This is a genomic window from Dickeya poaceiphila, from assembly GCF_007858975.2.
GTDB lineage: Bacteria > Pseudomonadota > Gammaproteobacteria > Enterobacterales > Enterobacteriaceae > Dickeya > Dickeya poaceiphila.
In genome coordinates, this window is sequence record NZ_CP042220.2 from 4,057,042 (window position 1) to 4,069,821 (window position 12,780).

16 protein-coding genes are annotated in these 12,780 nt (G+C 54.8%); 11 read left to right on the plus strand and 5 right to left on the minus strand.

The window, feature by feature from the left end; all coding sequences use genetic code 11:
* The 9 genes from kdsC (at position 1) to npr (ending at position 6,110) form a co-directional block, all read left to right on the plus strand.
* Complete coding sequence (gene kdsC / locus Dpoa569_RS18210; protein WP_042867950.1) at positions 1-567, plus strand: 3-deoxy-manno-octulosonate-8-phosphatase KdsC; 567 nt, start codon at positions 1-3, stop codon at positions 565-567.
* On the plus strand, positions 564-1,133 hold the full coding sequence (lptC, locus tag Dpoa569_RS18215; RefSeq protein WP_042867947.1) for an LPS export ABC transporter periplasmic protein LptC: 570 nt from the start codon (positions 564-566) through the stop codon (positions 1,131-1,133). The genes kdsC and lptC overlap by 4 nt, the downstream gene beginning before the upstream one ends.
* Positions 1,111-1,689: a lipopolysaccharide ABC transporter substrate-binding protein LptA gene (lptA, locus tag Dpoa569_RS18220; protein WP_042867945.1), complete on the plus strand. Its 579-nt coding sequence runs from the start codon at positions 1,111-1,113 to the stop codon at positions 1,687-1,689. Before lptC ends, lptA begins: the two co-directional genes overlap by 23 nt.
* 15 nt (positions 1,690-1,704) lie before the next feature.
* Entirely contained in the window at positions 1,705-2,430 is a 726-nt protein-coding gene (lptB, locus tag Dpoa569_RS18225) for an LPS export ABC transporter ATP-binding protein (protein WP_042867944.1), read from the plus strand.
* Positions 2,431-2,475: 45 nt separating this feature from the next.
* Complete coding sequence (gene rpoN, locus Dpoa569_RS18230; RefSeq protein ID WP_042867943.1) at positions 2,476-3,909, plus strand: RNA polymerase factor sigma-54; 1,434 nt, start codon at positions 2,476-2,478, stop codon at positions 3,907-3,909.
* 24 nt (positions 3,910-3,933) lie between these two features.
* Positions 3,934-4,221: a ribosome hibernation promoting factor gene (gene hpf, locus Dpoa569_RS18235; RefSeq protein WP_042867941.1), complete on the plus strand. Its 288-nt coding sequence runs from the start codon at positions 3,934-3,936 to the stop codon at positions 4,219-4,221.
* A gap of 87 nt (positions 4,222-4,308) precedes the next feature.
* A complete protein-coding gene (gene ptsN, locus Dpoa569_RS18240; protein ID WP_042867939.1) occupies positions 4,309-4,797 on the plus strand; it encodes a PTS IIA-like nitrogen regulatory protein PtsN in 489 nt (162 codons plus the stop codon).
* Between the two features lie 189 nt (positions 4,798-4,986).
* Entirely contained in the window at positions 4,987-5,841 is an 855-nt protein-coding gene (rapZ, locus tag Dpoa569_RS18245; protein ID WP_042867937.1) for an RNase adapter RapZ, read from the plus strand.
* Complete coding sequence (gene npr / locus Dpoa569_RS18250; protein WP_015848125.1) at positions 5,838-6,110, plus strand: PTS phosphocarrier protein NPr; 273 nt, start codon at positions 5,838-5,840, stop codon at positions 6,108-6,110. Before rapZ ends, npr begins: the two co-directional genes overlap by 4 nt.
* A 79-nt stretch (positions 6,111-6,189) precedes the next feature.
* Here the strand turns inward: npr and pmbA are convergent, their stop codons facing one another.
* Positions 6,190-7,530 (minus strand): metalloprotease PmbA, encoded by a 1,341-nt coding sequence (pmbA, locus tag Dpoa569_RS18255; RefSeq protein ID WP_042867934.1) that lies wholly within the window; start codon positions 7,528-7,530, stop codon positions 6,190-6,192.
* A 190-nt stretch (positions 7,531-7,720) separates the two neighbouring features.
* Here pmbA and yjgA point away from each other — a divergent pair, with 190 nt between their 5' ends.
* Entirely contained in the window at positions 7,721-8,269 is a 549-nt protein-coding gene (gene yjgA, locus Dpoa569_RS18260) for a ribosome biogenesis factor YjgA (protein WP_042867932.1), read from the plus strand.
* 28 nt (positions 8,270-8,297) lie between these two features.
* Here yjgA and Dpoa569_RS18265 read toward each other — a convergent pair whose 3' ends face one another.
* Positions 8,298-8,924 carry a LysE family translocator gene (locus Dpoa569_RS18265; protein ID WP_042867930.1) on the minus strand — a complete coding sequence of 209 codons (627 nt, stop codon included), beginning with the start codon at positions 8,922-8,924 and terminating at the stop codon, positions 8,298-8,300.
* Positions 8,925-9,039: 115 nt separating this feature from the next.
* Here Dpoa569_RS18265 and Dpoa569_RS18270 point away from each other — a divergent pair, with 115 nt between their 5' ends.
* Complete coding sequence (locus tag Dpoa569_RS18270; protein WP_042867928.1) at positions 9,040-9,540, plus strand: DUF1543 domain-containing protein; 501 nt, start codon at positions 9,040-9,042, stop codon at positions 9,538-9,540.
* A 6-nt stretch (positions 9,541-9,546) separates the two neighbouring features.
* Here Dpoa569_RS18270 and aaeB read toward each other — a convergent pair whose 3' ends face one another.
* The 3 genes from aaeB to aaeX are packed head-to-tail and all read right to left on the minus strand — an operon-like array spanning position 9,547 to position 12,669.
* Entirely contained in the window at positions 9,547-11,496 is a 1,950-nt protein-coding gene (gene aaeB, locus Dpoa569_RS18275; RefSeq protein ID WP_042867926.1) for a p-hydroxybenzoic acid efflux pump subunit AaeB, read from the minus strand.
* Between the two features lie 14 nt (positions 11,497-11,510).
* Positions 11,511-12,434: a p-hydroxybenzoic acid efflux pump subunit AaeA gene (aaeA, locus tag Dpoa569_RS18280; protein ID WP_128569803.1), complete on the minus strand. Its 924-nt coding sequence runs from the start codon at positions 12,432-12,434 to the stop codon at positions 11,511-11,513.
* A 31-nt stretch (positions 12,435-12,465) separates the two neighbouring features.
* A complete protein-coding gene (gene aaeX, locus Dpoa569_RS18285; protein WP_016943114.1) occupies positions 12,466-12,669 on the minus strand; it encodes a p-hydroxybenzoic acid efflux pump operon protein AaeX in 204 nt (67 codons plus the stop codon).
* Positions 12,670-12,780 lie beyond the last annotated feature (111 nt).

Genomic DNA, 12,780 nt, shown 5'->3' on the forward strand with positions numbered 1-12,780 from the left:
ATGAGTGAAACCCGGCCGCAAACCGATACCTGTTACGGGCCTGTCGATACTCTGGTCATGCAGCGTGCCCGTGATATCCGTCTGTTAATCTGCGATGTTGACGGCGTACTCTCTGATGGCCTGATCTATATGGGCAATCAGGGTGAAGAGCTGAAAACCTTCAACGTACGCGACGGCTACGGTATTCGCTGCCTGCTGACATCGGATATCGACGTGGCGATTATCACTGGCCGCTCATCGCAGTTGCTCATCGATCGCTGCCAGACATTAGGGATACGCCACCTGTATCAGGGACAGTCCGATAAGCTTGTAGCCTTCCGCGAACTGCTGGATACACTGTCGCTCACTGCGAGCCAGGTTGCCTATATTGGCGATGACCTCATCGACTGGCCGGTGATGGCTGAAGTCGGGCTAAGCGTGGCCGTAGCTGATGCTCACCCGTTGCTGCAACCCAGAGCGCACTATGTCACGCGCATTGGCGGCGGTCGTGGCGCGGTGAGAGAGATTTGCGATCTTATTCTGCTGGCACAAGGTAAACTGGACTTCGCCAAAGGGCTGTCGATATGAGTAAAACGAAACGCTGGTTGACGCTGTTGTTAGCATTGATTGCGCTGGTGTTGATCGGGTTAAATCTGACCGCCCGGCGGGCGGGAAATGGGCCGTCGGAAGTGCAAAATAGTGATCCGGCCTATACCATGCAGCAAAACATTACCGTGGTGTATGACCCGACCGGGAAACTGAGTTACAAACTGGTGGCCGAAAAAGCGGAACACTACAACGCCGAGCAGGTAAGCTGGTTTACGCAACCGGTAGCAACCATGTTCAATGAACAGGCGATTGCAACCTGGTCGGTACGGGCTGATCGCGCCAAATTGACGAAAGATCGCATGTTGTATCTATACGGCCATGTTGAGGTCAATAGCCTGACCAACGACTCACAACTAGAGCGGATTAAAACGGATAATGCACAGATTAATCTGGTTACGCAGGATGTGACGTCGGACGACGAAGTCACCCTGTATGGTGTCAACTTTACCTCTAACGGACTAAAAATGCGTGGAAATCTGCGCAGCAAAACCGCTGAGTTGATCGATAAGGTAAAATCCTATTATGAAATCCAACCAAAAAATTAATGTCTTACACAGCATCCTGATCGCCAGCTCGCTTTTTGCCGTCAGCATTCCGGCACTGGCGTTAACCGGAGACACCGATCAACCCATTCACATTACTTCCGACCAGCAGGCGCTGGACATGCAAGGCAATGTGGTCACCTTCACCGGCCACGTTATCGTGACGCAAGGCTCGATAAAAGCGCAGGCTGACAAGGTAGTAGTCACCCGTCCTAACGGCCAGCAAGGTCATGAAGTGATCGAAGGTTACGGTAATCCGGCAACGTTCTATCAGATGCAGGACAACGGCAAACCGGTCAAAGGCCACGCTCAAAAGATGCGTTATGAGATGGACAAGCAACTGGTCATCCTGACCGGCGATGCTTACCTGGAACAGTTGGACAGCAACGTCAAAGGTGATCGCATCACTTATCTGGTGCAGCAGCAGCAGATGGAAGCATTCAGCGACAAAGGTAAACGAGTCACCACCGTCCTGGTCCCAACACAGTTGCAGGATAAAGGCGCGCAAAATAGCGCCAAGTCTGGCAGCAATACCAGCAAGCCCGCCAAACAACAGTGAGTAACGCGCTAATCCATGGCAACACTAATCGCCGAAAATCTGGCCAAGGCGTATAAAGGCCGCAAAGTGGTGGAAAACGTCAGCCTGAATGTACATTCAGGCGAAATCGTTGGACTGCTCGGACCTAATGGGGCCGGGAAAACCACCACCTTCTACATGGTTGTCGGTATCGTTCCGCGCGACGAAGGCCGCATCGTGATCGATGATGAAGACATCAGTCTGCTGCCGCTGCATGATCGCGCCCGCCGCGGTATTGGCTATCTGCCGCAGGAAGCCTCGATTTTCCGGCGACTAAGCGTTTACGACAACCTGATGGCGGTGCTGGAGATCAGAACAGATCTGACCCGCGAGCAGCAGCAGGATCGCGCCAACGAACTGATGGAAGAGTTTCATATTGTTCACCTGCGAGATAGTCTGGGACAATCGCTGTCCGGTGGTGAACGCCGCCGGGTGGAAATAGCCCGTGCGCTGGCCGCCAATCCCAAGTTCATCCTGCTGGACGAACCGTTTGCAGGGGTAGACCCGATTTCGGTTATCGATATTAAGAAAATCATTGAACATCTGCGCGATAGCGGGTTGGGCGTGTTGATTACCGACCATAACGTCCGTGAAACGCTTGATGTCTGTGAGCGCGCCTATATCGTGAGTCAAGGACAGCTTATTGCCCACGGCTCCCCGATGGATATACTGGCGAATGAGCAGGTAAAACGAGTCTATCTGGGCGAAGGCTTCCGACTCTGACGTCATGTTTTAGGTTGATAATTCAAAAGGAAGTTAACGCGCGTTATGAAGCAAGGTTTGCAACTCAGGCTCAGCCAGCAACTGGCTATGACACCGCAGTTACAGCAGGCTATCCGCCTGCTGCAGTTGTCCACGCTTGAACTACAGCAGGAGATCCAACTGGCGTTGGAAAGCAACCCGTTGCTGGAGCAGGCCGATATTCATGACGAAGTGGAAACCCAGGAAAACAGCGACAGCGAAACGCTGGACACCCGCGAGGCGCTGGAAAAAAAAGAGATGCCCGACGAGTTGCCGCTCGACGCCGCATGGGATGAAATCTACACCGCTGGCACCCCGTCCGGCACCAGCACTGACTACCGTGACGAAGAATTGCCGGTTTATCAGGGCGAAACCACACAAACACTTCAGGATTACCTGATGTGGCAGGTGGAACTGACGCCGTTTTCCGATACAGACTCGGCTATCGCCACATCGATTGTGGACGCAGTGGACAATACCGGTTACCTGACCGTGTCGCTGGACGATATTCGAGACAGCATCGGCAATGACGAGGTGACGCTGGAAGAAGTGGAAGCAGTGCTAAAGCGCGTACAGCGTTTTGACCCTGTCGGCGTGGCCGCCCGCGATTTGCGCGAATGCCTGCTGGTACAACTCTCGCAGTTCGATAGCACCACGCCTCGTTTAACCGAGGCTAAACTTATCGTCAGCGACTACCTCGATCTGCTCGCTAACCATGATTTTCGCACCCTCATCCGTACCAGTCGTCTCAAAGAAGAGGTGCTGAAAGAAGCGCTGGCGCTGATCCAATCGCTGGACCCACGCCCTGGGCAGTCTATCAATACCGGCGAATCCGAGTATGTGATTCCAGATGTGCTGGTGCGCAAGATTCAGGGTCATTGGGCGGTGGAGCTTAATACCGACAGCGTGCCACGACTGCAAATCAATCAGCAATATGCCGCTCTCGGCAGTACGGCGCGTAACGACAGCGATGGGCAGTTCATCCGCAGCCATCTGCAGGAAGCCCGCTGGCTTATCAAGAGCCTGGAAAGCCGTAACGAGACGCTGCTGAAAGTGACCCGTTGCATTGTGGAACAGCAGCAGGCGTTTTTTGAGCACGGCGAAGAATTTATGAAACCTATGGTGCTGGCGGATATCGCTCAGGCCGTAGATATGCACGAGTCCACTATTTCCCGCGTGACGACCCAGAAATTTCTGCACAGTCCGCGCGGTATTTTTGAGCTGAAGTATTTCTTTTCCAGCCACGTCAACACTGACAACGGCGGCGAGGCCTCATCCACCGCCATCCGTGCGCTGGTGAGAAAACTCATTGCAGCGGAAAATCCCGCTAAACCGCTGAGCGACAGCAAGCTGACCTCACTGCTTTCCGACCAGGGAATCATTGTAGCTCGCCGCACTGTCGCCAAGTATCGAGAGTCTTTATCTATCCCGCCGTCAAACCAGCGTAAACAGCTGGTGTGACCCCTACATGAGAAGGAAGACGATATGCAGCTTAACATTACCGGACACCACGTCGAAATTACGGATGCTTTGCGCGAATTCGTAACCTCAAAATTCGCCAAACTTGAGCAATACTTTGATCGTATCAATCAGGTGTACGTGGTACTCAAAGTGGAAAAGATCCTGCACATTGCGGATGCCACTATCCACGTCAATGGCGGTGAGCTGCATGCCACATCGGAAGCGAACGATATGTATGCCGCCATCGATTTGTTGATCGACAAACTGGCACGACAGTTAAACAAACATAAGGATAAACTGAAACAGCACTGATTTTGCGTTTCAGGTGCAGGGACAGCAACCAGCCTGCCCATGGCAGGCTGGTAACCGAAGGCAACAGTGTCGTTAAGTGAACGTATCATGAACAACGAGCCCGTTATGCAACTTAGCGCTGTCCTCCGTAAGGAGTGCACGCGTAGCGCCGTCCACTGCCAGAGCAAAAAGCGCGCACTGGAAATCATCAGTGAACTGGCCGCGAGACAGCTCAACCTGCCTCCTCAGATGGTATTTGAAGCCATTCTGACCCGTGAGCGCATGGGCAGTACCGGTATCGGCAACGGCATTGCCATTCCTCACGGCAAGCTGGAGGACGACAATACGCTCGGTGCAGTCGGCGTCTTTATCCAGTTGGAGCAGCCGATAGCGTTTGACGCCATCGACAACCAGCCGGTCGATCTGCTTTTTGCCTTGCTGGTTCCCACTGAACAATGTAAAACCCATTTACATACGCTATCGCTTGTTGCCAAACGGCTGGCGGATAAAACCGTGTGCAAGCGCCTGCGTGCGGCCCAAAGCGATGAAGAACTGTATCAAATCATGACAGAAGCGGATCTGCACGACCAGCCCTGACGGCTGGCAAAACGTGGTTAAGACGCTATCCACCACACGCATGACAACCATTCGTGTGATAACAAGACGTGTAAAACAACACGCGCGATAACAGGTAACAGCCAGACAAATGCTGACCTGATTGGGAAAACAACGTTAGCTAAGTGCGGCGGAGGACATCACTATCCCGCTGCACAGGGGAGTCGTCAGATGGTGCTGATGATTGTCAGTGGTCGTTCAGGTTCGGGGAAATCCGTAGCCTTACGTGCGCTGGAAGACATGGGTTTCTACTGTGTAGACAACCTGCCGGTGGTGCTGTTGCCTGAGCTGGCGCAGACGCTGGCGGAACGCAACATTTCTGCAGCGATCAGCATTGACGTGCGCAACCTGCCGGAAACGCCGGAAGTGCTGGAACATGCCTTGACCCGGCTGCCCCAGAGCTTTTCGCCCCAACTGCTGTTTTTAGATGCCGATCGCAATACATTGATTCGGCGCTACAGCGACACCCGCCGCCTGCATCCGCTCTCCAGCAAAAATCTGTCGCTGGAAAGCGCTATCGATGAAGAAAACGATCTACTGGAGCCGCTGCGTTCCCGCGCCGATCTGATCATCGATACCTCGGAAATGTCGGTGCACGAACTGGCGGAAATGCTGCGTACCCGTTTACTGGGCAAACGCGAACGCGAACTGACCATGGTGTTCGAATCATTCGGTTATAAACACGGCATCCCGATTGATGCAGACTACGTATTTGACGTGCGTTTCCTGCCTAACCCGCATTGGGACCCCAAACTGCGCCCGATGACCGGCCTGGATAAACCGGTAGCGGCGTTTCTTGACCGGCACACCGAAGTCCACAATTTTATTTATCAAACTCGCAGCTACCTGGAACTGTGGCTGCCGATGCTGGAAACCAACAATCGCAGCTATCTTACCGTCGCCATCGGTTGTACCGGCGGTAAACACCGCTCCGTCTACATCGCCGAGCAACTGGCAGACTACTTTCGCTCCCGTGGCAAAAACGTGCAATCGCGCCACCGTACGTTGGAAAAACGCAAATCATGACCGTCAGGCAAACTGTTGAAGTGAAAAACCGCTTAGGAATGCACGCGCGCCCCGCCATGAAACTGTTCGAACTGGTGCAAAGTTTTGATGCCGAAGTGTTACTGCGCAACGAAAGCGGCACCGAAGCCGATGCCAGCAGCGTGATAGCCATGCTGATGCTGGATTCGGCCAAAGGCCGCCACATCGAAGTGGAAGTCACCGGGCCGGATGAAGAACAGGCATTAGCGGCAGTCATTCAGTTGTTTGAAGCGGGGTTTGACGAAGATTAAGCTGTCGCTTCGCCGCTGGTGCTGTGCGCCAGACGGCTGCGCTGACCTTCAGGGCAGCCGCTGTCGGAAAAACGGAGCGTTATACCCCGGCAATCTTCATCGACGGCAACAACACCGAACCGCACTGGATGTTGCTACGGGTTTCGATATCATCGCCGATGGTCACCATGTTGCGCAGCATATCCTTCAGGTTGCCGGCGATGGTGATTTCGCTCACCGGATACTGGATCTCGCCGTTTTCTACCCAGAAACCGGAAGCACCACGGGAATAATCTCCGGTTACCGCGCTGACCCCTTGCCCCATCAGGCTGGTCACCAGCAGGCCGGTACCCATTTCCTTCAACATGCCGTTAAAATCCAGCCCGCGCCCGGCAATGCGCCAGTTATGAATGCCACCCGCGTGACCCGTGCTCTTCATGCCAAGCTTACGGCCAGCGTAGGTGGTCAACAGCCAGGTTTGCAGCACGCCGTCTTTGACGATATCGCGCTGCGCGGTGCGCACGCCTTCGCTGTCGAACGGGGTAGATGCCAGCCCTTTACGCAAATGCGGTAATTCCTGAACGGTCAGCCATTCCGGCAAAATCTGCTTGCCGAGACTATCCAGTAAGAAGGTGGATTTCCGGTAGACGCTACCGCCGCTGATAGCACCGACCAGATGGCCGAACAGCCCGGTCGCCACCTCAGCGGCAAACATCACCGGCGCTTCCATAGTAGCCAGTTTACGCGGCGACAAGCGCGCCAACGTACGGCGGGCACACTCTTCACCAACCCATGACGACGACTGCAAATCGTCCAGCGCACGACCGATGGTATAAGCGTAATCGCGTTCCATCTCGCCGTTGTGTTCGGCAATTACGCTGACCGACATGGAATGACGGCTGGAACAATAGCTCTGCAGCATACCGTGGCTGTTGCCGAACACCTTGATGCCATAGTGGCTATTAAAACTGCCGCCTTCGGTGTTAGTGATGCGTTTATCGGCTTTCAACGCCGCCTGTTCAGCCGCCGCGGCCAGTTCGATGCCGCGATCAGCGTCCAGCTCTGCCGGGTGGAACAAGTCCAGATCCGGCGCGTCAAACGCCAGCAGATCCTTATCCGCCGGGCCAGCACACGGGTCAACCGAGGTATAACGGGCAATATCCAGCGCTGCCTGCACCGTACGGGCAATCGCATCCGGACTCATATCCGTGGATGACGCACTGCCTTTGCGCTGCTGATAGTAAACGGTGATGCCAAGCGCACCGTCACTGTTGAATTCGACGTTTTCAACTTCACCATACCGGGAGCTGACGCTGATCCCGGTTGTTTTCGTAACGGCAACTTCCGCCGCATCAGAACCGGCACGGGCCAGTTCCAGCGCCTGCGATACCGCCTGTTCCAGCGCTTTGCGCTGTGCTGCAACCTGAGTGATTATTGTCATCGATTTGCCATAATGAGTAAGAAAACATTCAGATAATCCATGATGCAACGAATGCCATCCGCCTGCTATTCGTTACCTTACCTCAGCTTTACAATGAGGTAGCCTGTCATTGAGTCTAACAGGATCGGCGGACAATTTCGCACAAAGCCCATAACCTGATAGGATCAGCCTCTTTTATTGGGGAGCTACCATGAACAAACATCCCGAAGACTGGCAGGACGAGATTCCTGATGCCAGCCAGGACGATGAAGACGAAGAGATAATCTGGGTCAGCAAAAGCGAGATAAAACGCGATGCTGAAGCCCTGAAAGCGCTGGGCGCCGAGCTGGTTGAGCTAGGCAAGAACGCGCTGGAGCGCATTCCGCTCGATGACGATCTGCGCGCCGCGATTGAACTGGCGCAACGCATCACCAGAGAAGGCCGTCGCCGCCAGTTGCAGTTGATCGGCAAAATGCTGCGCGCCCGCGACCCGGAACCGATTCAGACCGCACTGGACAAACTGCGTAACCGCCACAACCAGCAAGTGTCGCTGTTCCACAAACTGGAGCAGCTGCGTGACCGGCTGATCGCCGAAGGCGACGGCGCTATTCCGGACATTCTTGCGCTTTACCCACAGGCCGACCGTCAGCAACTGCGCTCGCTGGTTCGCAACGCCCAAAAAGAGAAAGCGGCCAACAAAGCGCCCAAATCAGCCCGGCTGATTTTCCAGTACCTGCGCGAACTGGCGGAAGCCGAATAATTCAGGCAGGCACCTTGCGGTGCCTGTTTTATTTGGTTGAAGCCACCAACGCGGAGCCAGCAAAAATAAACAGGGTACCGGTCGCGCGATTAAACAACCGCAAGCGGCGTGGATGGGCAAACAGCGCCGAAACTCGATTCCCCATACAGGCGTAGGTAAACATAATGCTGCAATCCAGCATTCCCCAGGTCAGCGCCAGCAGTGCAAACTGCATCGCCTGCGGCGCGCTGGTATCGATGAAATTGGGAAACAGTGCAGCAAAAAACAGAATGTCTTTGGGATTGCTGACGCCTACCATGAAACCACGTCGATACAGCCCCAACGCGCCCGGTGCCGATTCCTCTACGTCTGACGACGGCGTCAGGGTGTTTTCTCGCGTACGCCAGGCCGAAACACCGAGCCAAATCAGGTAGAGCGCACCTACGACTTTAAGCACCAAAAACGCCGTGGCCGATGCCGCCAGCACTGCACCCAGCCCCAGTGCGGACGCCGTCATCAACAGCAGCGAACCGGTCGCGCCGCCAAGTATGGTCGCCAGCGCACGTCGTTGCCCATAACGCAAGCCGTGCGTCATACTGAGCAAGGCTGACGGCCCCGGCACAGCAATCAACACGGTGATCACGCCGAGGTAAACCAGCCAAAGATGCAGTGTCATTATTCTATCTTCCGTTAATATTAATTTATTTTACAATTAGTTAAGGCAGCCACATCGCTACGCAATCAGCCACACAGCGAAATGACCGGCCACAACCAGCAAGGACCGTTCCCACATGACAACGCTATTTATGTATTACGTGGGTGGGCGCACTCAGGGCGCCAATATCGAATTGCATGACATCCAGTTCGTGGCGGTGGAACACCCGCAGGACGGCTTTCCCTTGCTGAAAGCCAACTGGTTCGGCGATAAAAGCCAGATCCATGTCGATAGCTACACCCCGTGTCATTGGGCGGACGGTTATGATATCACGCTTAGCCGTCAACCGTTTCAGGGTCGGGAAAAACTCTGGTTTATTAATATGGGTGGCTATCTGCCGTACAACCCAGCGGAAATACATCAGTTCGGGCTGTTCGTCGCAACAACGGCGGAACAAGCGAAACAGCGCGCCAAAGCGGAGCTGTTGACCGAGGTGCTTCAACAGCACAAGGATGACCTGCGCGATGTAGACGACTGCCTGCCGCTCACGCTGCTGGACCGCTGGTACATCCACCTCACCGCCAACCCCACCGGGCATGTCTCGCCGCCGCAATGGCAGGGCTATCACCCGCTGTGATCAGGATTAGTCGCCCAACGCGTGTTTATGCCGATGCAGCAACACCGTCAGGCGACCGACCGCATCAATCGCGCTATCCGACACCTGATGGTCGCGCAACAGGTGCTGGTATTCATCCATCTGCGCCAGCAGCCGGGAGAAATGGTGGCTGCGGTCACGGGTAGCGGCAATCACCTGTTCCGCCGTTGCTCGCATCTGGCGATGAAAAGCGGACAGCGTAGGGCTGACCGGCAGCGCCAATGTGCGCAGACGCTGATGCATCATGATCAGCGACAGCGCCAGCCGGTATTTGGCGATGTCGTCCGGAAACAGATTCAGCAATAAAAACAGATGCTGATACAACGCCGGCAGATGATTCTCCCGCCGACGCGCAGAACGCGTGGATAAAGCGGACACCGCACCATATACAAATCGGTTAAGCAACGTGCGACCGGTATGAAGCCGGGAGTTGTCTTTTATCAGCAGCACAACCAACAGCGCCAGAACACAGCCGATGATTTGACCAAGCGCATTATCCAGAAACGACGATAAATTGAACGACATCGGATTTGATAACCCCAGTATGTTAAGGGTGCTGACCAACGCACCCATGGTACCGATGCGTCGTTTCTGCAATTCAATGCCCAGCACAAACGCCATAATGCCAATGCTCAGGCACATCAATAGCGCACTCTGCTGTGTGGCGGGCAAAACCAGCATATACATCAAGGCGCCCAACGGTAATGCCAAAATCGCGCCAATCAGAAAGTCCTTCACCGCCATCACCGGATTAGGCATCCGGGCAACCAATGCAGTAACCACGGCGATCATCAACATACACACGCTGCCGGATGTCCACCCGGACATCAACCAGAACAAGCACCCCAACACGGTTGTCACACCGGTTCGCAATCCATTAATCATCGCATAATGCGTTTGCGCGGATTTCGGCTTGGCAAATACCTCGGCAGCCAACAGCCGCTGCTCCTTCCTGCCAATCCGCGCATTGGTTTTTATCCCGCTAGCTAGCAACTGATAGCGCGCGCACGCTGACAGCCAGCTCACCAATGCAGGAGGCAGGCTTCCACTGTGCGTGGCCGCCAGATGTCGCAGTTGTCGCAGCCGCCCACGCAGCTCAGCTGGCGTTGAAACGGGATTACCCAGCAGCATGACGATCCCGCCGTGTAACACGGTATCCCCTTCGCACAGAAGCAGCCAGATTTCGCAGCTCTGCGTAATCAGAGTCCAGGATTCAGATAACAGCGCGTTTAATCGATGCGGGCTCCCTTTCCAGCGGGAAGACTCCATCGCCAAAATACTGCCCATATCATTCAGCGCTTTGGTTTTTCTGATTAAGCTATGCCAGTCTGCATCCAGCTCATCGCCGCTAATGCCGTTGGCGCAACGCTGTAAGAATTGGTATTGCGCCAGCAATAACTCATCCACCGTGCGATCAAGGGCCGGTTTGACCGAGCGCGGGGCAAACAGCAAATCCGCCAAAATAGTGCAGACAATACCCAGCACAATTTCACTACAGCGCTCGACGGCCAACTGCGGTAATTGCTGTGGCACCCCTTGGCTGGCCAACAAAATGATCAGCGTGGTATAGCCAGACAGCGCAAAAATGTAGGAGTTCTCCATTTTCACCAGCGATGACATCCAGACGCAAAAGCCCGCCCAGACACAGCACAGCAACAGCATCACCACGGGCGCCCGAATAGTCGAAATGATGATCACCAACGCGCCGAAACAGCCGATAAACGTGCCGATAATTCGCAGGATACCGCGGTGCCGAATCGCTCCGGAAAACGGTTCCCCTCCGGCCACAAATGCGGGGGCGGAAATCACTAGCGCCGCGGTCATCGCCGCGGTACGGGGGGAGCCCATCTGAAAATAAAACCCAAGCATTAGCGACATCACTACCGCCAGACTGATTTTTAAAGCAAAACGCAGCCGCGCCAGAGAGGAATTATGCATGATACCCTTCCCGCTTAACCAAACTCACTCAGACGGTGCAGCAGTTGTAATAACGGCGACATCGGTCTGGTATTGCGGGTCTGTTCACCGGTCACCACCACCGTGGCGGTTGTCCCGGCCGGATACAGGTCGCCCCATTGTTGCTCAAGGCGAATTTTCACCGGCACCCGCTGTGCCAGCCGCACCCATTCAAGATTAGAATCTACCGTCGCCAGCCCTTTGGTATCGGCGGCGCTGCTACTGTTGGTTACCGCCGCGGCGATACTATCCACCGAGCCGAACAAAATCTGATTGCTGCCCAGCGGGGTGATTTCTACACGATAACCGGGGCGTACGCCCGACAGCTTGGTTTCTTCCATGTAGGCCAGCAGGTAGAACGAATCCTTTTTCACCAGCGCGACTACCGTGGCACCACGGGTAATGTATTCACCGGAATGCACATGCAGGTTGGTTATCCAGCCATCAGCCGGCGCTCGCACCACCGTACGCGCCAGATCAAGTTTTGCCAGTTCCAGCTCCGCCTGCGCCTTTGCCAGTTGATGCAGTGTGGTTTGCAGCGCATTACCGGACTGTTCAATCTCCTCCCGTGACATCGCCTGTACACCAAGACGCTGGCGGCGAGACGACTCCCGTTTTTTCTCATCGGCCAACGCCTGATAGTAGTCCACATCCGCTTGCGCCTGATCCAACGCCTGCTGGTAACGCGGCTGGTCAATCACGAACAGTACATCGCCTCGTTTCACTGGCTGGTTATCCTGTACTTTCACATCAGTCAGCAGGCCGCTGACATCAGGGGCTATCGCCACCACATCAGCGCTGAAACGGGCATCGCGCGTCCAGGGGGATTCGGTATAAAACGACCACACGCGCACTAACGCCACCACCGCCAGCAACACCAGTAATAATGTTATGGCCAGGTGGCTGAATTTTTTAATCATCACTTTCACAACAGATGCTTTCACAACAACCTCAAAGACCGAAACGAAACAGCAGATAGAACAGGCAGACAAACAACGCGGTATTAAACAGAGCCGGATGCCAGACCAGGTCGTAAATACCGGTGGGATGCAGCAAGCGAATGCAGACAAAAAATAGTGCCAGCGTCACCAGCAGTACAAAAAATACCGGCGGGAACGACAGGCCAAACAGCACCATAACCGGGAGTGAATTCATCCTCTTTTCCTTATTTTCCCCATCACGCCGCCTGTCGCTGGCACCAGCAGCCGTGTGTATCGGGTTCGGGGAGAACCCAATACCCATTCCTGCCAACATGGCTGCTGGCAG